The sequence below is a fragment of the Streptomyces sp. NPDC048411 genome (assembly GCF_040704695.1).
Lineage (GTDB): Bacteria > Actinomycetota > Actinomycetes > Streptomycetales > Streptomycetaceae > Streptomyces.
On sequence record NZ_JBEZKL010000003.1, the window covers coordinates 20,457 to 45,873 of the forward strand.

22 protein-coding genes and 1 tRNA gene are annotated in these 25,417 nt (G+C 69.8%); 5 read left to right on the forward strand and 18 right to left on the reverse strand.

What is annotated here, in order from left to right; all coding sequences use genetic code 11:
• Positions 1-135 precede the first annotated feature (135 nt).
• Positions 136-1,167 carry a LacI family DNA-binding transcriptional regulator gene (locus AB0915_RS01770; protein ID WP_366689188.1) on the forward strand — a complete coding sequence of 344 codons (1,032 nt, stop codon included), beginning with the start codon at positions 136-138 and terminating at the stop codon, positions 1,165-1,167.
• Positions 1,168-1,286: 119 nt separating this feature from the next.
• Here AB0915_RS01770 and AB0915_RS01775 read toward each other — a convergent pair whose 3' ends face one another.
• Entirely contained in the window at positions 1,287-1,784 is a 498-nt protein-coding gene (locus AB0915_RS01775; protein ID WP_366689299.1) for a helix-turn-helix domain-containing protein, read from the reverse strand.
• A 134-nt stretch (positions 1,785-1,918) separates the two neighbouring features.
• Between AB0915_RS01775 and AB0915_RS01780 the strand changes: the two genes are divergently transcribed.
• On the forward strand, positions 1,919-3,196 hold the full coding sequence (locus AB0915_RS01780; protein ID WP_366689300.1) for an MFS transporter: 1,278 nt from the start codon (positions 1,919-1,921) through the stop codon (positions 3,194-3,196).
• Here the strand turns inward: AB0915_RS01780 and AB0915_RS01785 are convergent.
• The 4 genes from AB0915_RS01785 to AB0915_RS01800 all read right to left on the reverse strand — a co-directional run bounded on the left by AB0915_RS01785 (position 3,186) and on the right by AB0915_RS01800 (position 5,534).
• Positions 3,186-3,374: a hypothetical protein gene (locus AB0915_RS01785; RefSeq protein ID WP_366689189.1), complete on the reverse strand. Its 189-nt coding sequence runs from the start codon at positions 3,372-3,374 to the stop codon at positions 3,186-3,188. The two genes, AB0915_RS01780 and AB0915_RS01785, sit on opposite strands and share 11 nt — an antisense overlap.
• A gap of 122 nt (positions 3,375-3,496) precedes the next feature.
• Positions 3,497-3,569, reverse strand: a tRNA-His gene (locus AB0915_RS01790).
• A 125-nt stretch (positions 3,570-3,694) separates the two neighbouring features.
• A complete protein-coding gene (gene orn, locus AB0915_RS01795) occupies positions 3,695-4,297 on the reverse strand; it encodes an oligoribonuclease (RefSeq protein ID WP_366689190.1) in 603 nt (200 codons plus the stop codon).
• Between the two features lie 10 nt (positions 4,298-4,307).
• Positions 4,308-5,534 (reverse strand): helix-turn-helix domain-containing protein, encoded by a 1,227-nt coding sequence (locus AB0915_RS01800; RefSeq protein WP_366689191.1) that lies wholly within the window; start codon positions 5,532-5,534, stop codon positions 4,308-4,310.
• A gap of 1,008 nt (positions 5,535-6,542) precedes the next feature.
• Here AB0915_RS01800 and AB0915_RS01805 point away from each other — a divergent pair.
• Together AB0915_RS01805 and AB0915_RS01810 are read left to right on the forward strand one after the other, a co-directional pair.
• Positions 6,543-7,064, forward strand: coding sequence for a universal stress protein (locus AB0915_RS01805; protein ID WP_358862478.1), 522 nt, complete (start codon positions 6,543-6,545; stop codon positions 7,062-7,064).
• 331 nt (positions 7,065-7,395) lie between these two features.
• Entirely contained in the window at positions 7,396-7,968 is a 573-nt protein-coding gene (locus tag AB0915_RS01810) for an acetate uptake transporter (RefSeq protein WP_366689192.1), read from the forward strand.
• 112 nt (positions 7,969-8,080) lie between these two features.
• Here AB0915_RS01810 and glmS read toward each other — a convergent pair whose 3' ends face one another.
• The gene (gene glmS, locus AB0915_RS01815; protein ID WP_366689193.1) at positions 8,081-9,910 is read right to left on the reverse strand and encodes a glutamine--fructose-6-phosphate transaminase (isomerizing); all 1,830 of its coding nucleotides are present in this window, start codon (positions 9,908-9,910) and stop codon (positions 8,081-8,083) included.
• Positions 9,911-9,953: 43 nt separating this feature from the next.
• The gene (locus AB0915_RS01820; protein WP_366689194.1) at positions 9,954-10,229 is read right to left on the reverse strand and encodes a hypothetical protein; all 276 of its coding nucleotides are present in this window, start codon (positions 10,227-10,229) and stop codon (positions 9,954-9,956) included.
• A 302-nt stretch (positions 10,230-10,531) separates the two neighbouring features.
• Here AB0915_RS01820 and AB0915_RS01825 point away from each other — a divergent pair, with 302 nt between their 5' ends.
• A complete protein-coding gene (locus AB0915_RS01825; protein ID WP_366689195.1) occupies positions 10,532-12,169 on the forward strand; it encodes a beta-N-acetylhexosaminidase in 1,638 nt (545 codons plus the stop codon).
• Positions 12,170-12,255: 86 nt separating this feature from the next.
• Here the strand turns inward: AB0915_RS01825 and AB0915_RS01830 are convergent, their stop codons facing one another.
• The 11 genes from AB0915_RS01830 to AB0915_RS01880 form a co-directional block, all read right to left on the reverse strand.
• Positions 12,256-14,028, reverse strand: coding sequence for an IucA/IucC family siderophore biosynthesis protein (locus AB0915_RS01830; protein ID WP_366689196.1), 1,773 nt, complete (start codon positions 14,026-14,028; stop codon positions 12,256-12,258).
• Positions 14,025-14,612 carry a GNAT family N-acetyltransferase gene (locus AB0915_RS01835; RefSeq protein ID WP_366689197.1) on the reverse strand — a complete coding sequence of 196 codons (588 nt, stop codon included), beginning with the start codon at positions 14,610-14,612 and terminating at the stop codon, positions 14,025-14,027. Before AB0915_RS01835 ends, AB0915_RS01830 begins: the two co-directional genes overlap by 4 nt.
• A complete protein-coding gene (locus AB0915_RS01840) occupies positions 14,609-15,898 on the reverse strand; it encodes a lysine N(6)-hydroxylase/L-ornithine N(5)-oxygenase family protein (protein WP_366689198.1) in 1,290 nt (429 codons plus the stop codon). Before AB0915_RS01840 ends, AB0915_RS01835 begins: the two co-directional genes overlap by 4 nt.
• 332 nt (positions 15,899-16,230) lie before the next feature.
• Entirely contained in the window at positions 16,231-17,679 is a 1,449-nt protein-coding gene (locus tag AB0915_RS01845) for an aspartate aminotransferase family protein (RefSeq protein WP_366689199.1), read from the reverse strand.
• 150 nt (positions 17,680-17,829) lie between these two features.
• Positions 17,830-18,681 carry a siderophore-interacting protein gene (locus AB0915_RS01850; protein WP_366689200.1) on the reverse strand — a complete coding sequence of 284 codons (852 nt, stop codon included), beginning with the start codon at positions 18,679-18,681 and terminating at the stop codon, positions 17,830-17,832.
• Positions 18,682-18,780: 99 nt separating this feature from the next.
• Positions 18,781-19,815, reverse strand: a complete 1,035-nt coding sequence (locus AB0915_RS01855; RefSeq protein ID WP_366689201.1) for an ABC transporter substrate-binding protein — start codon at positions 19,813-19,815, stop codon at positions 18,781-18,783.
• Positions 19,816-19,917: 102 nt separating this feature from the next.
• Positions 19,918-20,277 carry a hypothetical protein gene (locus AB0915_RS01860; RefSeq protein WP_366689202.1) on the reverse strand — a complete coding sequence of 120 codons (360 nt, stop codon included), beginning with the start codon at positions 20,275-20,277 and terminating at the stop codon, positions 19,918-19,920.
• Positions 20,274-20,915, reverse strand: coding sequence for a GNAT family N-acetyltransferase (locus tag AB0915_RS01865; RefSeq protein ID WP_366689203.1), 642 nt, complete (start codon positions 20,913-20,915; stop codon positions 20,274-20,276). Before AB0915_RS01865 ends, AB0915_RS01860 begins: the two co-directional genes overlap by 4 nt.
• Positions 20,916-21,207: 292 nt before the next feature.
• On the reverse strand, positions 21,208-22,368 hold the full coding sequence (locus AB0915_RS01870) for an acyl-CoA dehydrogenase family protein (protein WP_366689204.1): 1,161 nt from the start codon (positions 22,366-22,368) through the stop codon (positions 21,208-21,210).
• 29 nt (positions 22,369-22,397) lie between these two features.
• Positions 22,398-23,336, reverse strand: coding sequence for a hydroxymethylglutaryl-CoA lyase (locus AB0915_RS01875; protein WP_366689205.1), 939 nt, complete (start codon positions 23,334-23,336; stop codon positions 22,398-22,400).
• The gene (locus AB0915_RS01880) at positions 23,333-25,411 is read right to left on the reverse strand and encodes an acetyl/propionyl/methylcrotonyl-CoA carboxylase subunit alpha (protein WP_366689301.1); all 2,079 of its coding nucleotides are present in this window, start codon (positions 25,409-25,411) and stop codon (positions 23,333-23,335) included. Before AB0915_RS01880 ends, AB0915_RS01875 begins: the two co-directional genes overlap by 4 nt.
• Positions 25,412-25,417: the final 6 nt, after the last annotated feature.

Genomic DNA, 25,417 nt, shown 5'->3' on the forward strand with positions numbered 1-25,417 from the left:
CACGTAGAGTGGGAGCGCTCCCCGAAGGATGCTGCGGTGCGGGCGGTCGGCCCGGTGGAGTGTCAAGGGATCCCACATCGGGACTTGGTTCGGTTATCCGACTGTGAGAAATTGACCGCGAAACGGGAGGCGGCCATGACGGTAGCGCGAGTACGGAGCGGTGGGCGGCCCACGCTCGAAGAAGTCGCGGCACGAGCAGGCGTGGGGCGCGGCACCGCCTCGCGGGTCATCAACGGTTCACCACGGGTCAGCGCGCACACCCGTGAGGCGGTGGAGGCTGCGGTCGCCGAGCTGGGTTACGTGCCCAATCGCGCGGCCCGCGCCCTGGCCGGGAACCGCATGGACGCCATCGCCCTCGTCGTGCCCGAGTCGGAGAGCCGCTTCTTCGCCGAGCCGTACTTCTCCGACATCGTGCGGGGTGTCGGCGCGGCCCTCGCCGACACCGACATGCAGCTGCTGCTCACCCTGGTGGGCAGCGACCGCGAGCGCCGACGGCTGGCCCAGTATCTGACCGCGCACCGCGTCGACGGTGTGCTGCTGGTCTCCGTGCACGCCGACGACCCGCTGCCCGATCTGCTGGAGCAGCTCGGGATGCCGGCCGTGATGAGCGGCCGCAGATCCGCCTCCGAACCGCTCGCCGCGGTCGACTCGGACAACTTCGAGGGCGCCCGCAGCGCCGTCGACCATCTGATCTCCCGCGGCCGCCGGTCCATCGCCACGATCACCGGACACCTCGATGTGTACGGTGCGCAGCGGCGCCTCGACGGCTACCGCGAGGCCGTCGCCTCGGCTGGTCTCGACCCGGATGAGCGGCTGATCGCCCGCGCCGACTTCACCGAGGAGGGCGGCGCCCGCGCCATGCGCGACCTGCTGGCCCGCCGGCCCGACGTCGACGCGGTCTTCGCCGCCTCCGACGTGATGGCCGCGGGCGCCCGTCAGGTGCTCCGAGAGGCGGGCCGGCGTATCCCGGACGATGTGGCGCTCGTCGGCTTCGACGACTCGGCCGTGGCCCGTCACATGGACCCCGCGCTCACCAGCGTGCGTCAGCCGATCGAGGAGATGGGCCGGGAGATGACCCGGGTGCTGCTCCAGGAGATCGCGGGCGAGGAACTGGAACGCCCGCAGATCGTGCTCCCCACCGAGCTGATCGTCCGCGACTCGTCGTGACGCCCGCCGCCGGGCGGATGCCGAAGTGACGACCGTCACTCGCCACCCTGGTGAGGGGGCATCACCTGGCGAAGGGCCCCGGTCCGAAGACCAGGCCCACTTCCGGGTGAGTGCCTATGTCATTTCGCTCGGTCTGCGGTCGTCTGCGGCTGTGGGGCGGTTACGGGAAGCTTCTCGACGCGGGTCGTGCTGGAGGTGAGGGACCCGCCGGCGGTGTCGACGGCACGCAGTTCGGGGACGGCCTGCCCCTGCTGGTCGACCAGCACCGAGTGTGTCTCGCCGGGGGCGAAGGCGTGACGCTCTCCCCATTGGCGGAGGGCGAGGACCGCGGTGAACAGGTCGCGGCCGGCTTCCGTCAGTACGTAGGTCTGCCGTTTGCCCGATGGCGCGACATCGCGGGCGAGGATGCCGTGTTCGGTGAGGCGGCGCAGTCGGTCGGTGAGGATGTTGCGGGCGATCCCGAGCCTGTGGTGGAAGTCGGTGAATGCGGACGCGCCGTCCATCGCGTCCCGGATGATGAGCAGGCTCCAGCGGTCGCCGACCAGGTCGAGGGTCCGGGCCACCGGGCAGTTCGGGTCGGTCCAGTGATCGGCCGTGGAGGTCTTCTGCGCGGGCATTGCCGTCATGCGAGCCCCATTCGGTTGCGTTTCGAGACCATTCTGCCCTACCGTCAAAACAGTTGCAATGTGCTACTGATTGGAGGGTGGCGGTGGTGACGGTCCTCAGTGGTGGGCGAAGGCTGCTGTTGGCCATGGTGTGCGCGACAGCCGTGGCGAGTATCTACGCCGTGCAGCCCGTTCTGGACGCGGCGGGATCGGACCTGGGGCTCGCGTCGGGCGGCCTGGGGTGGCTTGTCGCTGTCGGCCAGAGCGGCTATCTGGTCGGGCTGGTCGCACTCGTTCCGCTGGGGGACGTGCTCGACCGGCGCCGGCTCATCGCAGGCCATCTGGTGATGACCGCGGTGGGGTGCGCTGTCGTCGCGGCTTCACGGACGGTGCCGCTCGCACTGGTGGGCCTCGGGGTCGCAGGGCTGTTCGCGGTGGTGGTGCAGACGACCGTCGCTTACACGGCAGCCGTGTCGCCGCCGCACGAGCGAGGCAGGAACATCGGCACGGTCACCTCCGGCGTAGTGGTCGGCATCCTCGGTGCCCGTGCGGTCGCGGGGCTCCTGGCGGATGCGGTCGGCTGGCACAGCGTGTACGCCGCACTGGCCACCGCGTCGGTGCTCCTGTCCGCCCTCGTGCTGGTCGCCTTGCCCGCAGACGGACCGCGGCAACGGGTACGCGGCAGCTACCGGCGGGTGATCGTCTCCATGGGGCGGCTTCTCACCACAGACCGGATGTTCCGCGGCCGAGCGGCCATCGCGTTCTTTGTGTTCGCCTCGTTCGGAACACTCTGGAGCGGTCTGGCGCTTCCGTTGGCTGCCGAACCCTGGCAACTGACCCCGGCGCAGATCGGCCTGTTCGGTTTCGCCGGGCTCGCCGGCGCTCTCGGCGCCGCCCGCGCAGGACGATGGGCCGACCGCGGATACGCCGGCCCGGTCACGGGCTGGTCACTGGCGGCCTTGATCTCCTCGTGGGCATTCATCGCCCAGACCGGGCAATCCCTCTGGCTGCTTTGCGCGGGCGTGATCCTGCTCGACTTCGCGGTGCAGGCCGTCCACGTCAGCAACCAGCACCTCATCACCACCGCGCGGCCTCAGCAGACCAGCAGTGTGATCGGCGCCTACATGGCCTTCTACTCCCTCGGCTCGGCCCTCGGCGCGGTGACCACGACATGGACCTACACGGCAGCCGGATGGCCTGCGGCCTGCCTGCTCGGCACCGGCTACGCGACTGTGGCACTCGCGATCTACGCCCTGTCCCCTGACCCACACCCCACCTCGGTCAAAACATCCCCGCGCCGACCGGAAAGCACTCCGACGAACCCGCCCGACAGTGAACGGCGCAGCCTCCCGCAACAGCCTGCACCGTGCACCGGACCCGGCCGATCGACACGCCGCCGCAGCGCAGGCAGCACTAGGCAGTGAAGCGGCCATCCGGGGGGTTCCATCTCAGCCCCGGCGGCTGAAGCCGGACGCACGAAACCGACCCCTCCCGCTTCTCCTCGGCGCGCACCCGGTCGGTGACGTCGTCCTGGATGAGGTTGCCGACGGTGGCCGGGTGTTCGCGTCGGGCGGCTTCGGTGTGACGGAGCAGCGACTCCACGATGCTCGGCGTGTGGGGACGATGCGGCGCAGGACCGACAGTTGTGTTCCCGTGATGTTCCCAAGTTCCTGAACGTGAAGAAGGCCTGACCTGTTTTCACAGGTCAGGCCTTCTTCATTCAGGGTGAGTAACGGGACTCGAACCCGCGACATCCTGGACCACAACCAGGTGCTCTACCATCTGAGCTATACCCACCGTGTCCGGTCTTTTCTGACCGGCCGAGAAAAAGTGTACAGGGTCCGAGGGGGTGCTCGCGCCCCCGTTGTTCAGCCGCTGATCCCGGACTTTGAAACGCCCGTGACCAGCGGCTTCCCGAGGTCCTACGACGGCGGCGCCGTCAGGCGTGTCGCGATGGCCTTGGCCTGCTCCGAGTCCGGCCCGGGCTGCGGTACGAAGATCGCCTCCCGGTAGTACCGCAGCTCCGTGATGGAGTCACGGATGTCCGCGAGCGCCCGGTGGTTGCCGTTCTTCTCCGGACTGTTGAAGTACGCCCTCGGGTACCAGCGGCGGGCCAGCTCCTTGACCGAGGACACATCGACGATCCGGTAGTGCAGGTAGCTCTCCAGGGCCGCCATGTCCCGGGCCAGGAATCCCCGGTCGGTACTGACCGAGTTCCCGCAGAGCGGTGCCTTGCCCGGCTCCTTCACGTGCTCGCGCACATAGGCCAGCACCTGGGCCTCGGCGTCGACGAGCGTGGTGCCGTCGGCCAGCTCGTCGAGGAGGCCCGAGGCGGTGTGCATCTGCCGCACCACCTCGGGCATCGTCTCCAGGGCCCTGTCCGGCGGGCGGATCACGATGTCCACCCCTTCGCCGAGCACGTTCAACTCCGAGTCGGTGACCAGTGCGGCCACCTCGATGAGTGCGTCTTCCGTCAACGAGAGCCCGGTCATCTCGCAGTCGATCCACACCATGCGATCGTTCATACGTCCCACCCTACGGGGCGCTGCGCTGCCCCGGCAGGGTCGGGCGCCCGGTGGCGTATGCGTCGGAGCCCGGCTTCCCGTGCTCCGGCCCGGCCGCCGTGGCGGCTGCGGCCGGAGGGCCCGACGGGGTCGCCATCAGGCCGGCCCTCCGGCTCGCGGACGTGTCCTGTGCGGGCACGACCGTCTCGATCGCCGTCGCCACCGGCTCCATGGGTCCCCCCTGCGGACGGCGGGCCCGGTACGCGGCCCGGTACGCGGCGGGGGAGGAGCCCAGCTGGCGCCGGAAGTGTCCGCGCAACGCGACCGGCGAGCGGAAGCCGCAGCGGCCCGCGACCTCGTCGACCGAGTAGTCGGACGTCTCCAGCAGCCGCTGCGCCTGCAGCACGCGCTGGGTGATCAGCCACTGGAGCGGTGCGCTGCCCGTCAGCGAACGGAACCTCCGGTCGAAGGTCCGCCTGCTCATGTAGGCGCGCGCGGCGAGCGTCTCCACGTCGAACTGCTCGTGGAGGTGCTCCAGCGCCCAGGCCACGACCTCGGCGAGCGGGTCGGAGCCGATCTCCTCGGGTAAAGACCTGTCGAGGTAGCGCTCCTGACCGCCACTGCGCCGCGGGGGCACGACGAGCCGCCGGGCCAGTGCCCCGGCGGCCTCGGTGCCGTGGTCCGTGCGGACTATGTGCAGACAGAGGTCGATTCCTGCCGCTGTCCCGGCGGAGGTGAGTACATCGCCGTCGTCGACGAACAGCTCGCGCGGATCGACGTGGACCGACGGGTAGCGCTTGGCCAGCGTCGGTGCGTACATCCAGTGCGTGGTCGCGGGACGGCCGTCCAGCAGCCCCGCGGCGGCGAGCACGAACGCGCCGGTGCACAGCCCGACGATGCGGGCCCCTTCCTCATGGGCGCGGCGCAGCGCGTCCAGCGCCTCGGTGGGCGGCGGCGAGGTGATCGAACGCCAGGCGGGCACCACGACGGTGCCTGCCCTGCTGATCGCCTCCAGCCCGTAGGGTGCGGTGAGTTCGAGCCCGCCGGTGGTGCGCAGCGGCCCCTCCTCCCCGCCGCAGACGAGAAGTCGGTAGCGCGGAACTCCCGCGTCCTGGCGGTCGATCCCGAACACGGAGAGCGGGATGGAGCTCTCGAAGATGGGGCCGCCGCTGAACAGCAGGACGGCGACGACTTCGCGACGTCGTCGTCCGCCGAGCTTTCGTACAGCCTCCGTTGCGGCGGCGGAGTCCTGGCTCATGACGCTAAGCCCCCCTCGGTGTTCGCGTCTTCCTGGTCCTTACGGGCCTGTCGCTCCTGCACATTTCCCCTCGGTCTTGCACGAGTCCCCAGTCTTCGGCACCCAAGATCGAATCTACTGCGTCCCGTGGTGCCGTCGTGACAAGTTGACCAACCAGCGCTATATCGACATGGCCACGTGGCGGGAAGCATTCGATCACGAAGCGTTCCACCCCCGGGCCGTGCAGGGAAGTGCGCCTCCCGTTCGTGGCCCGTCCCTATCAGGTGGAAGCGTACCGCGTGGTCTCTTCTTGCCTGGTGGCAAGGGGGTTGATCGGCCAATTCGCCAAGGAATCGACAGGGGCGAGAAGTTGGCTGAAAATATACGGTTGCGTATGCCGGATTCAGTCGTTCGACCGGCGCGCGACCCTCTCCATGTGACTGCTCCCGTGCGCCCCCTCGGTCCGGTGGGCGGCCACGCGTTCGGACCGGCGGAGCAGGATGCGGCAAGCGGCGGTGCCGCCCCACGAGGCCGGGAGCGAGGGCGCCGGCATCGCCGGCGGATGTTCCGTACGCCACGAGGACTGCCGGTTCGGGCAGGCGGCTGAACACCACCCGGCGGACCACGCCGTTCGCGGACCGGACGGTGGTGGTGACGGGCGCGGTCGGTCGGGCGGGCGGATGCGGGCGCCGCGCCGCGCCCCGGGACGGCGCGGTGATGCGGTGCGGTGGCCACCCTGCGGGTGGTGACTCTGTGATGCGACTCGGTCGCCGACGAGTGTCCGCCGCGGCCGGTCGCCCGGTGCCGGCCCCGGTGTACCGCGCAACCGGCATTGCCATCTGCGGCTGCCTCGGGCATGCTCCGTGGAACGTCGCACGCGCTTTGCGGGGGTCTGGGCAGTGGAGGAGTGGCGCCGTACCCTTGGGGGTAAGGGGTTGGGAAGATGATTCCCGGACACCGCAACACCGCCCGCTGATACGCCTTCCCCAAGCCGCTCTCCCCACGAGGACTCTCTTCGCCGAGACACCGATGGCCGGTCACGAAATCCCCGAACCCGCGGACCGCAAGCAGGTAGCCGACCCATCGTCGGACCCCCTGGCGGTCGAAGAACCACGCCACTCCTGCGATCCCGCCTTCCGGCATGGGGTCGTGGTCGGCTTCGACGGCTCCACGTCCAGTGAGCGAGCCCTCGCCTATGCCATCGGGATGGCGCGAAGATCAGGTTCCGGCCTGATCATCGTCCATGTCGCCAATCGGCTTCCGACCACGGTCTGGGCAGGCTGCGAGCCGCCCGTCTTCGTCGATGTGCCTGATCATCGCACCGAGGTCCTCGGTCTGGAGCTCGCCTGCGCGGACTACCTCTCCGAGGTGCCGTGGGTGCTCGTCGAGAGGGGCGGCGACATCTGCCACGAGTTGGAGGAGGTCGGCCGGGAGTACTCGGCCGACGCGATCGTCGTCGGCTCCACGCACGGCATCGTCGGCCGGATCTTCGGCTCGGTGGCGGGGCGGCTGGCGCGGCGCGCCCAGCGCCCGGTCGTGGTCATTCCCTGAGGGCTGTCCCGTCATCCCCGGTGGATCAGCGCGCGGCGTCGGATGCGGTGCATCGCACGGTGGAGGAGCGTCCTCATGCTGGGCGCCTTCGGACGTTCCGGCAACGTGGGCGAGGTGCCGTAGTTGCCGTCGTGCGCCCACCAGAGGGCACGGGGCAGTCCTTGGGCTCTTTCTTCCTGGCGCGGGGGCGTCCTGACCGGATGGCCGACGTGGCGTCAACTCGTCCTTGAAAACAGGCAATCTACTCACCCGTAAAGGTGAATTGTGCGCTTGTGAAGGGTACATAAGGGTCACTGGGAAACAGCACCACTGCCTTTGAAGGGAGCCCGCCGTGGACAATGATGTCTCTGCGGGAAGCAGCAGCACCTCCACCCTCGGCCATCTCGCCCTGGGACTCACCCTGTTGGCGTTCGGTATCGGTCACACCCGGGTCATCGACGGGGTGACGGCGGCCGACGCCGTCTCGCTCGCACTGTATGTCGGCGGTATCGCCCTGTTCGTCGCCGGACTGCTGGAGTTCCGCGGCGGCAGCGCCTTCACCGGCACGGCCTTCGTCGGGCTCGGCGCGTTCTGGTTCACCTGGGGCACCGGTGCCGATGCCCATGTCTCCGGTCATGCGGCGGGGCTGTTCCTGCTGCTCTGGGCGCTGTTCGCGCTGAGTCTCACCCTCGGGGCGGCCGGCGGCGGTCTGCTTGCGCAGGGGACGTACGCACTGCTCTTCCTGGGGCTTCTGCTCCTGGGTGTCGGGCAGTTCGCCGGCAGTGACGGGCTCGGCAAGGTCGGCGGCTGGCTGGCCGCGGTGGCCGGTCTCGCCGCCTGGTACGGAGCGACGGCGGCGCTGGCCAAGTGGCCGACGGCGCTGCCGGGGCGTGCTGCCGACCGGGGTGTGACGGCCGCCGGCTGAGGCAGTCACCGGCCGGTGCGACCTGGGGCGGCACCGGCCAACGGGAGAGAGCGGCCCCGCACCTTCTCTGACCTGGTGCGGGGCCGCTCTCCTGCCGTACGGGTGGCGGGGGCTACTCGACGGTGACGGACTTCGCGAGGTTCCGCGGCTTGTCGATGTCGCGGCCCATGGCCAGCGCCGTGTGGTACGCGAAGAGCTGGAGCGGGATGCCCATCAGGATCGGGTCCAGCTCGTTCTCGTTCTTGGGCACCACGATGGTGTGGTCGGCCTTCTCCTGGACCTGGTGCGCGACCGCGAGGATCCGGCCGCTGCGGGCCTTGATCTCCTCCATCGCGGCGCGGTTCTTCTCCAGCAGGTCGTCGTCCGGCACGATCGCGACGGTCGGCATCGCGGGCTCGATCAGGGCCAGCGGGCCGTGCTTCAGCTCGGACGCCGGGTAGGCCTCGGCGTGGATGTACGAGACCTCCTTGAGCTTCAGCGAGGCCTCACGGGCGACGGGGTAGCCGCGCACCCGGCCGATGAACATCATCGACTTGGCGTCCGCGTACTCCGCGGCCAGCTTCTTGATCTCGTCCTCGTTCTCGAGGATCTCGGTGATCTGGGCGGGCAGCTTGCGCAGCCCCTCGATGATCCGCTTGCCGTCGGCGACCGACAGGTCGCGGATGCGGCCCAGGTGCAGGGCGAGCAGCGCGAACGCGACCACCGTGTTCGTGAAGCACTTGGTGGAGACGACGCAGACCTCGGGGCCGGCGTGGACGTACGTACCGCCGTCGGCCTCCCGGGCGATCGCCGAGCCGACCACGTTGACCACACCGAGGACCCGTGCGCCCTTGCGCTTGAGCTCCTGGACGGCGGCCAGCACGTCGTACGTCTCACCGGACTGGGAGACCGCGACGTACAGGGTGTCGGGGTCGACGACCGGGTTGCGGTAGCGGAACTCGGAGGCGGGCTCGGCGTCCGCGGGGATGCGGGCCAGCTCCTCGATGAGCTGGGCGCCGATCTGGCCCGCGTGGTACGAGGTGCCGCAGCCCAGGATCTTGATCCGGCGGACCCCGCGCGCCTCACGGGCGTCCAGGTTGAGACCACCCAGGTGCACCGTGGAGAACCGGTCGTCGATGCGGCCGCGCAGCACCCGGTCGACGGCGTCGGCCTGCTCGGAGATCTCCTTGTGCATGTACGTGTCGTGGCCGCCCATGTCGTACGACTCGGCCTCCCACTCCACGGTGGTCGGCGTGGCCGTCGTGGACGAGCCCTCCGTCGTGTACGTACGGAAGTCGTCGGCCTTGAGGGTGGCCATCTCGCCGTCGTCGAGGGTGACGACCTGACGGGTGTGGGCGACCAGCGCGGCGACGTCGGAGGCGACGAACATCTCCTTCTCGCCGATGCCGAGGACCACCGGGGAGCCGTTGCGCGCGACGACGATGCGGTCGTTGAAGTCGGCGTGCATGACGGCGATGCCGTACGTGCCCTCGACCGAGCGAAGCGCCTCGCGGACCTTCTCCTCCAGGGTGTCCGCCTGCGCACGGGCGATCAGGTGGACCAGCACCTCGGTGTCGGTCTCGGAGAGGAAGACGATGCCGTCGGCGACGAGCTTCGCACGGAGCTCGGAGGCGTTGTCGATGATGCCGTTGTGGACGACGGCGACCTTGTTCTCGGCGTCCAGGTGCGGGTGGGCGTTCTCGTCGCTCGGGGCGCCGTGGGTGGCCCAGCGGGTGTGGGCGATGCCGGTGGTGCCGGTGAAACGCTTGGGGACGCGGGCCTCCAGCTCGCGGACCCGGCCCTTCGCCTTGACCATCTTCAGGGCGGCGGGCTTCCCGGCCGCCGCCTTGCCGGTGATGACGATGCCCGCGGAGTCGTACCCCCGGTACTCCAGCCGCTGCAGCCCCTCCAGCAGCAGCGGTGCCACATCACGCTTTCCGATGTATCCGACGATTCCGCACATAGAGTCTCTGCCCCTCCATCGATGTCGTTGTGGTGCCTGGTGCTCAGCCGTAGACGATGCGGCGCAGCTGGCGGAGCGAGAGCTCCGGCGGCGCGACCGCCCGGTGCGGCAGCTCGGCCGAGATGCGTTCGAAGATCTCCGTGTTCACCAGGCCGCCGGACTGCAGTTCGCGGTGGCGGCGGCGGACGAAGTCGTCGGTCGTCTCGTCGAAGTACGCCAGCACGTCGAGGATCACCCGGGCGGCTTCGCCGCGCTGGAGCGCGGTGGAGCGCACCAGGTGATCGATGAGGTCGTCGTGCGACGAGCGGCGTTCAGGCACTCGTCGATATTGCGGTGAATGGAGCGCCAACGCAACAATTCTGCCCGATATCGGGCAGGGGTGAGTGTGATCACGCTCTCCTTCGCGCCCGGGTCAGGGCCGGAATCGCCCGGAAGTCACTCGGAAGCGCTTCGGCGCGGACGGCGACCTCGGCCGGCGCCTCGCATGCCGGGTGATTCCGGCGGCCGTAGAACGGGGAAGTGGTCTACACCTTGACCACGCGTGAGGTGCACGATACGCATGGTGATGGTTCGTTGCTCAGGAGATCCACAGGTGTGAACCCGTCGAAAGGGACCCGGCTTGTGAGACTGCACAGGAAACAGCGCACCGCACTTCCCCATCTGCTCGGCTCGCTGCTGCTCGTCACGGCGGCCGGAATCTCCAGTGTCGGCGCGGCTCCGGGAGGAGCCGCGGCGCACAGCGGCCAGGCCCCCGCCGGCGCGCCCCGTCCGCTCGGGCAGATCGTGCCCGCCCCCGCCGAGGTGAAGGCGGGCGGTTCCCCGTACACCATCACCGCGGGAACGAAGATCCGCGTCGACGACGACTCCGGCGAGGCCCGGAGGATCGGCACCTACCTGGCGGGCGTGCTGCGCCCCTCCACCGGTTACGCCCTGCCGGTCACCGGCCGCGGCGGCGGTGACGGCATCCGGCTCCGGCTCGGCTCCGACGACAGCGAGCTGGGCGCGGAGGGCTACACGCTGAAGTCGAGCCACGGATCCGTCACCATCACCGCGCGCGGCCCGGCGGGCCTCTTCCACGGCGTCCAGACGCTCCGGCAGCTGCTCCCGGCGGACGTGGAGAAGAACAGCCGCCAGGCGGGGCCGTGGCAGGTCGCGGGCGGCACGGTCACGGACGCGCCGCGCTACGCGTACCGCAGCGCGATGCTCGATGTCTCCCGGCACTTCTTCTCCGTCGCCGAGGTCAAGCGCTACATCGACCAGCTCGCCCTCTACAAGATGAACAAGCTCCATCTGCATCTCTCTGACGACCAGGGCTGGCGCATCGCCATCGACTCCTGGCCGCGGCTGGCCACGTACGGCGGGCAGACCGAGGTCGGCGGGGGAGCCGGCGGCTACTACACCAAGAGCGACTACAAGGAGATCGTCCGGTACGCCTCCTCCCGCTACCTGGAGGTCGTGCCGGAGATCGACCTGCCGGGCCACACCAATGCGGCACTCGCCTCGTACGCCGAGCTGAACTGCAACGGGGTCGCACCGCCGCTCTACACCGGCACGAGCGTCGGTTTCAGCTCGTTGTGCGTGCCGAAGGCGATCACGTACACGTTCGTGGACGACGTGGTCCGTGAGCTGGCCGCGCTGACGCCGGGCAAGTACCTCCACATCGGCGGCGACGAGGCGCACTCCACCAGCCACGACGACTATGTGACCTTCATGAACAGGGCGCAGGCCATCGTCGGCACCTACGGCAAGACCGTGGTCGGCTGGCATCAGCTGACCGGGGCCACGCCCGTCGCGGGCGCGGTCGCCCAGTACTGGGGTTACGACCGGACGGGCGCCGCCGAGCGCAAGCAGGTGGCGGACGCGGCGAAGAACGGCACGCAGCTCGTGCTGTCCCCTGCGGACCGTACGTACCTCGACATGAAATACAACAAGGACACCAAGCTGGGTCTGGCCTGGGCCGGCTATGTCGAGGTGCAGCGTTCGTACGACTGGAACCCGGCGACGTACCTCGAAGGCGCCCCGGAGAGCTCGATCCTCGGGGTCGAGGCGCCGATCTGGTCGGAGACGGTGACGAACAGCGACGAGGTGGAGCAGATGGCGTTCCCGCGGCTGCCGGGCGTTGCGGAGCTGGGCTGGTCGCCGGCGTCCACGCATGACTGGGACGCGTACAAGGTGCGCCTCGCGGCGCAGGGGCCGAGGTTCTCGGCGCTGGGGATCGACTACCACAGGTCGGCGCAGGTCCCGTGGCCTGAGCAGTGAGGTGACCGGGCGGCCTGTTGACGCTCTGTCCCCGGTCGCCGGGCGGGCCTGATCTTCCGGGCCCGCCCGGCGACCGGGACAAGCCACTAGAAGCCCGCGATCGGGTTCTTCAAGGTGCCGATCAGCTGCAGTGTTCCCGACGGGTCCGTCAGGTCGACCATCTGCTTGTTGTTGCGCAGCTGGAGCCGGTTCAGACAGGACAGTGCGAATTCCTTCGTGAACATGTCGTACTGCGTGAACTTGTCCGCGAGTTGCGGCACCGACTCCTGGTAGCCGGACACACAGGCGGCGACCGTCCGCCAGAACGTCTCCTCGTCGAGGATCCCCTCGGTGGCGAGTCCGGCGCCCAGGAAGCGGAGGAAGCAGTCGAAGACGTCGGTGAGGACCGACAGCAGTTTCATGTCGTCCGGGACCTCGGCGCGGATCCGCTCGACCTGGGGCGGCAGCACCGCGTCCGGGTCCATGACGGCGATCTCCTCGGCGATGTCCTTGAAGACCGTGCGGGTGACGACGCCGTTCTCGACGACCAGGATGACATTCTCGCCGTGCGGCATGTACACGAGGTCGTACGCGTAGAAGCTGTGCAGTACCGGCACCAGGTAGGCGTCCAGGTAGCGGCGCAGCCAGTCGGCGGGGGCCAGTCCCGACTCGGCGATCAGTGCGCCCGCGACGGAGTTGCCCTCGTGGTCGGTGTGGACGAGCGATGCCATGGTCGCGACCCGTTCGCCCGGCGCCAGGCCGGGTACCGGACTCTCCCGCCAGAGCGCGGCGAGCATTTTCAGGTACGGGGAGCCCTTGGTGGTGGCCGCCTCGTACGTCCGGTGGTGGTAACCGATGGCCGCCCGCTCGCGGATGATCGAGAACCGGGCCGCGCGCAGCACCTCGTCGCGCTCGATGAGCCCGGACAGCCAGTCGTTGATCGCGGGCGTCGCCTCCATGTACGCGGCGGAGAGCCCGCGCATGAAGCCCATGTTCAGGACCGACAGTGCCGTCTTGACGTAGTGCTTCTCCGGGTTGCCGGTGTTGAAGAAGGTGCGGATGGACTGCTGGGCGAGGTAGCTGTCGTCGCTCTCGCCGAGGCAGACCAGACGGTGCTGGGCGAGTTCTCCCGCGAAGGTGACAGCCAGTTTGTTCCACCACTGCCAGGGGTGGACGGGGATGAGCAGGTAGTCGTCGGGGTCGAGCCCGAGGCCGGTCAGCGTGCCGGCGAACCGCTGCCGGGTCTCCCCGCTCAGTTCGCCGCTGATCAGCGTCTCGTAGTCGAGCCCGGCGCCCGCCGTGAACGTGGCGCGGTCGCGGCGGGCGGCGAGCCAGACCAGCCGGATCGCGCTCGCCGCTTCGGGGGCGTACGCGCGGTACTCGTCGATGCCGAAGCCGAGCCGCCCGTTGTTGGCGACGAAGCAGGGGTGGCCCTCCGTCATGCCCGTCTCGATCGCCTGGAATCCGGCGGCGACGAGCGCGGCGGAGGTCACCGGTTCCTTGGCGAGTTTGTACGCGGTTCCGGCCAGCGTGGAGGAGATCTCCTCCAGGTAGACCGGCAGGACCTCCGCCGACAGCCCCAGCGTCTCGCGCAGTTCGACGAAGAATTCCAGCGCGTCCAGGGGCAGTACGGTGCCGTGCCGGTGGCGGGTGACGGAAGCGGCGTCGACCTGCCAGTGGTCGAGCGCGAAGCGCCGGGCGGCGAAGCGGTACTCGGTCGCCGTGTCGTCGCCGCGTACCACGTAGAGGTCGGCGCCGAGCGGCTCGGGGGTCAGCAGCCGCTCATGACTGAACTCGGCGAGGGCTTTGCGGATGAGCTGCCGGTTGGCGGCGGCCCAGCGCTCGGGGGTGAGGTGCGCGACGGCGGTGGTGGTGGTCATCGGGCGTCTCCTTCGCGGGCGGCGTGGAACTGTTCCCGGGTGCAGGCGCTGAGCAGGGCGGTCTTCTCCGGCTTGGCGATCTCGCGGAGGACCTCGAAGCCCACGGCCTTGTTGAGCGCGTGCACGGCCGTGTTGCGGACGTCCGGTTCGACGACGACCCGGCGTACCGACGGATCGGCGAACAGCGTCTCCAGCACAGTGGTGATCACCGCGTGTGTGAAGCCGTGCAGCGGGGTGTCCGTCGGGGCGACGAGGAAGTGCATCCCGATGTCGCCGGGTTCGGGCTCGTAGAGCCCCTTGAGTTCGACCTCGGCGGGGTCGTACCGCTCCATCAGGAAGGCGGGCTCCCCGTTGTGCAGTCCTATGAACGCGTCGTGGTGCGGGTGGGCGGCGATCGCCCCGTACTCCCGCTCGACGTCCTGCAGCCGGGCGTCGCCCATCAGCCAGAAGGACGCCTTGGGGTGGGTGACCCAGCTGTGCACCAGTTCGGCGTCGGACATGGAGCCTGACCCGCTCGAACCCAGGTGAGGGCTCGGGGAAGGGTCGAGGGCGCGGACGGTGAAGGTACCGAGGGCGGTGTTCATACGGCGAACTCCTGGAAGGCGATGGACTTCTCGACCGGGTAGTACTCACGGCCGAGCAGCTCGCCGATGATGTACGCGTTGCGGTAGGCACCCATGCCCAGGTCGGGCGAGGTGATCGAGTGGGTGTGCGTGCCCGCGTTCTGCAGGAAGACGCCGCGCCCGGTGGTGTCGATGGAGTAGTTGCGGGCCACGTCGAAGCGGCCGCGGCTGTCGTGGCGCAGCCGGCCGGCGATCGGCTCCAGGAAGGCCGGCGGCGTGTAGCGGTAGCCGGTGGCGAGGATCAGCCCCTCGGTGGTGAGGCTGTACTCCTTGTCCTGCTCCTCCTGGTGCAGGTCGAGCGTGTACGTGCCGCTGCTCTCCTCGTAGCGCGCACTGTGCAGCGCGGAGTTGGTGAGGAGCCGGGTGGGGACGGGTCCGCGCAGGTTCTTCCGGTAGAGCAGGTCGAAGATCGCGTCGATCAGTTCGCCGTCGATGCCCTTGAAGAGCCCCTTCTGGCCGGACTCCAGCCGGTAGCGGGTCTGTTCGGGCAGGGTGTGGAAGTAGTCGACGTACTCCGGGGAGGTCATCTCCAGCGTCAGCTTGGTGTACTCCAGCGGGAAGAACCGCGGTGAGCGCGTCACCCAGTTCAGCCGGTAGCCGTGCGCGTCGATCTCGGAGAGCAGGTCGTAGTAGATCTCCGCCGCGCTCTGCCCGCTGCCCACGAGGGTGATGGACTCCTTGGCCTGGAGGGCCGCCTTTGCCTCCAGGTAACGGGAGTTGTGCAGAAAGTCGCCGCCCAGTTCCCGGCACGCCTCCGGGATGTATGGGGGGGTTCCCGTGCCCAGTACCAGGTGCCGGGCGCGGAAGACGCTTCCGGCGAGGGTGCGGGCAGTGTAGAGAGCGGTGCTCTCGTCGTACCTGACCGACTCGACGGTCTCGTTGAAGCGGACGCTGCTCAGCCGGCCGGCGGCCCACCGGCAGTAGTCGTTGTACTCGGTCCGCAGCGGGTAGAAGTTCTCCCGGATGTAGAAGGAGTACAGCCGCCCGCGTTCCTTCAGGTAGCTGAGGAAGGAGTACGGCGAGGTGGGGTCGGCCATCGTCACCAGGTCCGACATGAACGGCGTCTGGAGATGGGCGCCTTCGAGGAACATTCCGGCATGCCACTCGAAGTCCGGCTTGGACTCCAGGAACACACCGCTGAGTTCGTCGATGGGTTCGGTCAGGCAGGCGAGGCCGAGATTGAACGGGCCGAGGCCGATCCCGATGAAGTCGTGGGGGTTGGCAATTGGTCGCGGGGGAGCGTGCATAACGTCGGTTTACCTCGATCGTGTGATGGTCGGCTCGTGGGCTTGCGGTGCCGTGTGTAAGCCGGGGTAACGTCGCTGTGCGATCTGGGACGCCGGGTGCGGCGCCAGCGTGCGGGGCCCCTGCTCCACCGGAGTGATGGTTCAGGGCCTCTCCGTCGCCTCTGGCCGCACCCACTCGGCCAGGTCGCATAGGGAACTGGCCTCCCGGGATCGGACCGCGCACGGGATGCGTGTCGCTGCCTCGGGGTCGAGTACGCCGGGGACCAGTGCGCCCAAGACCGTTCGGGGCGTGCCAGTGCGCGGACTCACTCCCGCTTATTGCTCAGGAACGGTCAGGAAGCGCGGTCAAGGGAGTCTCCCAGGTACTGCTCGGCGTGGCCGGCGATCAGGTCGAGGACCGCGGCGATGTCCTGTGCGGTCGTTTCGGGGTTGAGCAGGGTGAATTTCAGGTACTGGCGGCCGCCGACCTTCGTTCCGGCGACGACGGCCTCGCCGGAGGCGAAGAGCGCCTTGCGGGCGTAGAGGTTGGCGCGGTCGATCTCGGCGGGTGAGGTGACGGCGTCCGGGACGCAGCGGAACACCAGCGTGGAGAGCTGCGGCTCGACGACGACGTCGAAACGCGGGTCCGCGGTGAGAAGTTGCCAGCCCTCGGCGGCCAGATCGCAGACCTCGTCGAAGAGCTCGCCGATGCCGTCCGCGCCCATGACGCGCAGGGTCATCCACAGTTTGAGGGCGTCGAATCTGCGGGTGGTCTGCAGGGACTTGTCGACCTGGTTGGGGATGCGCTCGGCGGCCATGCGCTGCGGGTTGAGGTACTCCGCGTGGTACGTGGCGTGGCGCAGTGTGGCCCGGTCGCGTACCAGGACGGCCGAGGAACTCACCGGCTGGAAGAAGGACTTGTGGTAGTCCACGGTCACGGAGTCGGCGTGCTCGATGCCGTCGAGGAGGTGGCGGCGCTCGCCGGAGGCGAGCAGTCCGCAGCCGTACGCGGCGTCGACATGCATCCAGGTGGAGAACTGCTGGCAGAGCGCGGCGATTTCGGGCAGCGGGTCGATCGAGCCGAAGTCCGTGGTGCCCGCGGTCGCGACGACCGCCATCGGGACGGCGCCCTCGGCGGCGCACTGCTCCAGCGCGCGGGCGAGGGCCACGGTCTGCATGCGCTTGTTCCGGTCGACGGGGACGCAGACGACGGAGTCCGGTCCGAGACCGAGGAGTTTCGCCGACTTCTGGACGCTGAAGTGGCTGCACTCGGAGGTGAAGATCCGCAGCCGGTCGAACTGCCCGGGGCGGGACTTGGCCTCTTCGCGGGCGAGCAGCAGGGCCTGCAGGTTGGACTGCGTGCCGCCGCTGGTGAAGATGCCGTCGGCGGCGGGGCCGAGGCCGATCCGGGCCGCGGTCCAGTCGATCAGCCGGCGCTCGATCAGGGTGCCGCCCGCGCTCTGGTCCCAGGTGTCCAGCGAGGAGTTGACGGCCGAGAGGACGGCTTCGCCGAGGACGGCCGGGATGACCACCGGACAGTTGAGGTGGCCCAGGTACCGGGGGTGGTGGAAGTAGACGGCGTCCCGGAGATAGACGCGGTCGAGCTCGTCGAGGGCGGCGGACGCATCACCCAACGGCAGGTCCAGGTCGATCGCGTCGACGACCGGGGAGAGCGCGTCGACGGAGATCCCGGTGAACGGCCGGTCGGCGGCGGCGAGTTTGGCTGCGACCCGTTCGATCCCTGCGGTCACGGAGCGACGGTAGTGCTCCGCAGTCGAGTCATTGAGCAGGTGCGAACGCATGAAGGGGTCCTCCCGGATGCGGGGAAACTTCATCGGCGCCCTCAGGGCAGAGGAATGGGGGCGAGGGCTCGATGTCAAAGTAAAGTTAGCCTAACCTAACTTCACATCGAGTTGTTCCCTCGCCCCCACGGGGCGCCGAAGTTGTCCGGATTACGCGTCCTCGGTGACCGCTTCTGCGCGCAGCTGCTCCTCACTCATCCCGCGACGCCAGTAGCCGACGAACGTCACCCGCCTGCGGTCGAACCCGCGCTCCTGGACCAGATGGCGGCGCAGCGCCCGTACGGTCGACGACTCGCCCGCGATCCAGACGTACGGGGTCCCCTCGGGCAGTTCGGCGGCGTGTACGGCGTCCACGGCGGACGGTGCGCCCTCGTCCCGGACGAGCCAGCTGATCCGGGCGCGGGCCGCGGTGCCCAGCGCCTGGCGGTCCTTGGTGTGCTGAACCTCGAGCCAGACGCGGGCCCGCATGCCTGCGGGCAGCCACTCCAGGGCTGCCGATGCGGCGGGAAGCGCCGTCTCGTCGGCCCAGATCAGCACCCAGTCGGTGCCCTCCGGGGGCCGGAAGCGGACGGCCGTGTTGTCCTCGACGGCCGGGCCGAGCGCCTTGAGGAGATTGCCGGGCGCGGCGGTGGCGGCCCAGCGGCAGGCGGGTCCGCCGTCCTCGTGCAGCGCGAAGTCGATATCGATTTCGGTCGATCCGTCGGGGTTGCGGCGCTGCGCGCGGACGGTGTACGAGCGCATGACGGCCCGTATGTCCTCGGGCAGGGCGCGCCAGGCGGCGAACCAGTTGCCGTCCTTGTCGACCGGAACGACTGGTTCCGGCTGGCCGGGGTGCGGCAGGAACAACGACAGGCTCTGGTCGCGGCCCCCGGCGGCGAAGCCGTCGAGCCCCGGACCGCCGAAGGTGATCCGGAGCATGGAGGGTCCCAGCCGCCTGGTCCGGGTGACCGTCAGGCCGAAGAACCGGAAGGGGGCGACGGGGGGTGCGGCAGCGGTCGTCATACGAGGGCTCCTTCCAGGAACCGGGAAGCGAGGGAAAACGGCCCGGCCCGGCCGGGGGCAACCCGGGCCGGGCCGGAGGCGGGGGTGCCTGGCACTCGGTCAGCTGACCTTCTTGGCGCCCTCGATGGCCTTCGCGAGGTCCTCGAGGATCGGCGCGCACTTGTCGTAGGAGTAGATCGGCTCGGTGGTGCGCGGGATGACCTGACCCGCCTTGACGGCGGGCAGTCGCGCCCAGGTCGGCTTGGACGTCAGGGCGTCGGGCTGCAGGGCCGAGGAGCGGTTGTCCATCATGATGATGTCGGCGTCGTACTTGTCGACGTTCTCCCAGCTCAGCTCCTCGAAGAAGCCCGCGGCGTTGACCTTCGGCTCGACGAACTTCACACCCAGCTCCTGGAAGTACAGGGTGTCCGCGGACATCTTGGCGAGCGAGACGTAGAAGAGGTCCTGGCTGGCCGAGCCGATCATGACCTTGACGTTCGGCTTGGACTTGGCGGCAGCGCGCAGCCGGGCCGCGGCCTTCTCGAAGCGGGCCTTGGCGTCGGTCACCGCGGCGGCCCTGACGTCGGCGCCGAGGGAGGCGGCGAGATCCTCGTGGCGCTGGATCGCCTTGGGGATGGTGGTGTGGGCGGCCCACAGGGCGACGCTCGGCGCCAGCTTCAGAATCTTGTCCTTGGACTGGTCCGGCACGTACCAGAGGGCGTCCTTCTCCCACATGGCGGTCACGAGCAGATCCGGGCCGAGCGCCGCGTACTTCTCGACGTTGAACTCGCCCCAGACGTTGCCGAGGATCTCGACCTTGCTGATGTCGAGGTCGCCGGCCTGCACATCGGCCTTGCCGTCCTTGGTCTTCGTGGGGCCGAAGACGCCCTTGACCTCGATGCCGTAGTCGTGGAGGGCGGCGGCGACACCGGTGAAGGCGACGATGTTCTTCGGGACCTTTGCGGCCTTCACGGTCTGGCCGCGGTCGTCCTTGAACGTCCACGGCCCGGACTTCTCGGCACTCGAACCCGAGCCGGAGCCGGAGTCCTTCGAGTCGTTGCCGCCGCACGCTGCGAGTGCGGCGCCGAGACCGACGGCGCCGCCGGCGGCCAGCAGGCCGCGACGGGAGAGGGGGGTGGTCCGGACCTTGGGCATGGGTGTGACTGCTTTCGTACGCGCCGGTGGGCGCCCGCTGACGAGTTCGAAGGTAGGTTAGCCTAACCTCACTAACTGTCCAGGGGCGGCCTGCCTGACCGGCTACCAGACGAGCACCCCGCCGCCGACGTCCTGGGCCCGCCGGGCCGCGGCGGTGATGTTGGCGAGCCGCTCGGTCACGTAGTCGCCGTGGAAACCGCTGTGCTCGCCGAGGGCAGCCGCGTGCGGGCGAAGCAACTCGCACTCGGCGAGGAACGCCTCGACGTCCTCCGGCTCTACATACAGGTCATCGGTCGCGAGCTGCGGAAGGAACCGGGCCCCGAGCGCCCGCACCGGTTCCGACCCCCACAGCTTGGTCCGGCTGCTCTCGAAGCCCGCCATGTCGCGGCCGTCCGGGGGGTCGTCGAGGAGATGCATCGTGCCGCTCTTCCCCCGCACGAAGGTGTGCACCAGGAGCGTCATCCGCCGAAGTCCTTCCGGCACGCGTCGAGTCCGGCGATCCGCACATCGACGGTGCGGTGCTCCTCCCAGCGGTCGCGGTCGATCCGCAGCCGCTGCAGGGTGACGGGGGCGCCCCGCAGCGCGGCCACCTCCAGTCCGTCCGGCAGATAGCCGAGCCGGCGCGAGACGCCCAGCGAACGCGGGTTGTCCGTCATCGCGGCCGAGATCGCGCTCCGGGCGCCGAGCCCGGCGAACGCCAGATGCAGCACGGCGGCCCGCATCTCGGTGCCGATGCCCTGGCCCTGGTGCGCGAGTCCCAGCCACGACCCGGTGTGCACCTCACCGGTCACCGCGAAGTCGCGCGCCCCCAGGTCCTGCCGCCCGACGACCTTGCCCTCGCGCAGCACGACGAGGCTCAGGACCCAGTCCCGTACGGACCAGTTGGCGACCGTGGACAGCACATGCTGGTACACGGCCCGGCCGCGTTCGGCGGGCGTGCCGTCGGTCCAGGGCACGGTGAACGGCATGCTGTCCGGCGCGTGCACCCCGTCGGCGGCGACGCCTGCCAGGTCGTCGAGCAACTCCAGGTCCGGAAGGCGGAGTTCCAGGCGGGGCGTGCGGATGCGGAGCCCGTACAGGGGCCAGTGCCGGTGGTCCATGAACAGACTCTGCCGGGGCGGGCCCGGCCCTGTCGAACGAATTGCCCGCGGTGTGACGCCGTACCGCGCCGCTCGTCCGGGCTGCCGCGGCGGTTCTCGGCGGGCGATGCCCTGCGCCGAAGCGTGGCCGGTCTACGGGGCGGCGGCGGAGCTGTGGGTTCCGATGGCTGTGCCGCACCGACCGCGTCACAACGGCCCGGCCGACCGATCCCGGCAGGTCCCGCCGCGCGTCGGGGCTCGACGCACGGCGGGGCTCGACGCACGGCGGGGGCCGGAGTCCTGCCGGACGCTCTCAGGCCGGCAGCCCCAGCTCCCGGGCGATCAGCATCCGCTGCACCTCGCTCGTACCCTCGCCGATCTCCAGGATCTTGGAGTCGCGCCACATCCGCGCCACCGGGTACTCGTTCATGAAGCCGTAGCCGCCGTGGATCTGGGTCGCCTCGCGGGCGTTGTCCACCGCCACCGTCGACGAGTACAGCTTGGCGGCCGCCGCCTCCTTCTTGAACGGTTCGCCCGCCAGCAGCCTGGATGCCGCGTCCCGCCAGCCGATCCGGGCCATGTGCGCCCGCATCTCCATGTCCGCGATCTTGAACTGGATGGCCTGGTTGGCGCCGATCGGCCGGCCGAAGGCGTGCCGCTCCTTGGCGTACTTCACCGACTCGTCCACACAGCCCTGCGCCAGCCCCGTGGCCAGCGCCGAGATCGCGATCCGTCCCTCGTCGAGGATCCGCAGGAACTGCGCGTACCCGCGGCCCTCCTCGCCCAGCAGGTTCGCCGCCGGGACCCGGACGTCCGAGAAGGACAGCTCACGGGTGTCCGACGCGTTCCAGCCGACCTTGGAGTACGGAGCGGCGACCGTGAAGCCGGGGGTGCCGGACGGCACGATGATCGACGAGATGAGCGGGGCGCCGTTCTCCTTGCGTCCGGTCACCGCCGTGACCGTGACCAGCGCCGTGATGTCCGTACCGGAGTTGGTGATGAAGCACTTGGAGCCGTTTATCACCCACTCGTCCCCGTCGCGCACGGCCGTCGTCCGGGTGCCGCCCGCGTCCGACCCGCAGTCCGGCTCAGTCAGCCCGAAGGCACCCAGCGCCTCGCCCGAGCAGAGCTTCGGCAGCCACTGCTGCTTCTGCTCCTCCGTGCCGAACCGGTAGACCGGCATGGCACCGAGCGAGACCCCGGCCTCCAGGGTGATCGCCACGGACGAGTCGACGCGGGCCAGCTCCTCCAGGGCGATCCCGAGGGCGAGATAGTCGCCGCCCATGCCGCCGTACTCCTCCGGGAACGGCAGCCCGAACAGGCCCATCCGCCCCATCTCGCGCACGATCTCGTACGGGAACTCATGGCGCTCGTAGAAGTCGCCGATTTTCGGGGCGACCACGTCGTGCGCGAACTCCTCGACGGTGCGGCGCAGTTCCTCGTGTTCGGCGGTCAGCCGGTGGTCCAGGGACATGGCGGGGGTCACTCCTTGTGGGACTGTGTTTATTGAACCGAGAGCGCGCGGACGGTACGGGACGGGCTCGGGCGGCCCAGTTGTTCGGCGAGCCACACGCTGGTGGCGGTGAGCGCGTCGAGGTCGACCCCGGTTTCGATGCCGAGGCCGTCGAGCATCCACACGAGGTCTTCGGTGGCGAGATTTCCGGTGGCACTCTTCGCGTACGGGCAGCCGCCGAGGCCGCCCGCGGAGGCGTCCACGGTGGCGACACCGTGCTGGAGCGCGGCAAGGGTGTTGGAGAGCGCCTGACCGTACGTGTCGTGGAAGTGCACCCCGATGGTGTTGGTGTGCACGCCCTCCTCGTTCAGCTCGGAGAGCAGGTCCTGCACATGGCCGGGGGTGGCGACGCCGATGGTGTCGCCGAGGGAGAGCTCGTCGCAGCCGAGGTCCATCAGTGCCTTGGCGACGCGCACGACCTGGTGGACGGGAACCGGCCCCTCCCACGGGTCGCCGAAGCACATCGACAGATAGCCGCGGACGTGCACCTTGTCCGCCTTGGCGCGGGCGACGACGGGCTCGAACATGGCGAGCGACTCGGCGACCGTGCGGTTGAGATTGCGGGCGGCGAACGTCTCGGTCGCCGACCCGAACACGGCGATCCGGCGCGCACCGAGAGCGAGGGCGCGGTCCAGCCCGCGTTCGTTCGGTACGAGCACCGGGAGCGCGACCCCCTCGATGTCCCCGAGGTGGGGGAACAGGTCCTCCGCGTCGGCGAGTTGAGGTACCCACTTCGGGTGGACGAAGCTGGTCGCCTCGATGGTGGTCAGGCCGGCCGCGGCGAGGCGGTGGATGAACTCCGCCTTCACCTCGGTCGGGACGACCGCCTTCTCGTTCTGCAGCCCGTCGCGGGCGCCGACCTCGTGGATGCGTACCCGGGCGGGCAGATCCGGTGCGGGCACGGTCATGGGCAGCCTGCCGGCGGTCATGCTTCCTCCTCGCTCGGAACCACCACGGCCAGCACCTGGTCCATGGCGACAGTGGCACCGGCCGTCACATCGAGCTCGGTGACGGTTCCGGCGTGCGGGGCGGAGATGACGTGCTCCATCTTCATCGCCTCCACGACGAGCAGGCTCTGCCCGGCGACGACCTCGTCCCCGACGGCCACCTTCACGACGGTGACCGTGCCCGGCATGGGCGCGGCGAGCGTGTCCGCGCCGCCGTGTGCGGCGCCGGTGAGGGACGCCTCCACGGGGTCGTGGTCCTGTACGTGCCAGGTGTCGCCGTCGCGGCCCAGCCAGGTCCCCTCCGGGGAGGTGGCGTGGGTGAACGTGTGGGTGACACCGGCGAGTTCGAAGATGAGGCGGTGCGCGGAGACGTCGATGACCCTGGCTGTCTCCGTGCCGCCGGGCAGGGGGGCCAGCGGGCCGCAGGTGCCCGTCGCGGGCGCCGGTGGCAGTGCGCCCTCCCCGACATGACCGAACGTCAGCTCGGTGCCCGCCGGACAGGAGCGCACGGCGACCTGTACCGGGTCGTGGCCCGGCAGCCGGAAGTGGCGGACCGTGCGGGCAGGGGCGCCGCCCAGCCGCCAGCCGTCGGCCACCGAGAACGGGTCGACCCAACCGGAGCTGCCCCCGGGCGAGGTGGCCCCGGCGGCCGGCTGTCGCAGCAGCGCCGCCGCCGCGTACACCTCCTCCGGTACCCCGTCCGGCACCAGCCCGTCCACCGCGCGTTCCACCAGCCCGGTGTCGAGATCGCCCGCCACCACCTGTGGGTGGGCGAGCAGCCTGCGCAGGAACCCGGCGTTGGTCGGCACGCCCAGGATCACCAGCTCCGACAGGGCGGTGCGCAGCCGCCGCAGTGCCGTGGCCCGGTCGGGTCCGTGGACGATGACCTTCGAGAGCATCGGGTCGTACAGACTTCCGACCCCGACGCCCTCACTGAGGCCCGAGTCGGTCCGTACGCCCGGGCCGTTCGGCTCGCCGAGGGAGAGCACCGTACCGCCGGACGGCAGAAATCCGCGGGCCGGGTCCTCGGCGCAGATACGGGCCTCGATCGCATGTCCGGTGAGTGTGATGTCCGGCTGCTTGTACGGGAGTTGTTCGCCGGAGGCGACCCGCAGCTGCCACTCCACCAGGTCCAGGCCGGTGATCAGTTCGGTGACCGGGTGCTCGACCTGGAGGCGGGTGTTCATCTCCATGAAGTAATACGAGGCGGGGTCGTTGCCCGGGACGATGAACTCCACCGTGCCCGCGCCGACATACCCGCAGGAGCGGGCCGCCTGGACGGCCGCCTCGCCCATCGCCGCCCGGGTCTCCTCGTCGAGCAGGACGGACGGCGCCTCCTCGATGATCTTCTGGTGGCGGCGCTGGAGCGAGCACTCGCGCTCGCCGAGATGCACCACGTTCCCGTGCCCGTCGGCCAGGACCTGGATCTCGATGTGGCGCGGCCGGTCGATCCACCGCTCCACGAGCAGCGTGTCGTCCCCGAACGAGCCGCGCGCCTCACGCCGGGCGGCGGCGATCTCGTCGGCGAGCAGCGCCTCGTCGCGCACCAGCCGCATGCCCTTGCCGCCGCCGCCCGCCGAAGGCTTCAGCAGTACCGGCATGCCGATCGCGCGCGCCGCCTCCGCGAGCTGTGTGTCGCTGAGCCCGCTGCCGGACGACCCCGGCACGACCGGAACCCCGGCCGCCGCGACGGTCTCCTTGGCCCGGATCTTGTCGCCCATCAGCGAGATCGCGGAAGCGGGCGGCCCGATGAAGACGAGCCCCGCGTCCGCGCACGCGTGCGCGAACCCCGCGTTCTCGGCGAGGAATCCGTACCCCGGGTGCACGGCCTGCGCGCCGGTGCGCCGGGCGGCCTCCAGCAGCGCGGGCACGCTGAGATAGCTCTCGGCGGCGGGTGCGGGGCCGATCCGCACCGCCGTATCGGCCTCCCGTACATGCCGGGCGTCGGCGTCCGCGTCGCTGAAGACGGCGACGGACCGCACACCCAGCTCGCGCAGGGTCCGGATCACCCGGACCGCGATCTCGCCGCGGTTGGCGACCAGAACGGTGTCGAACATCGTCAT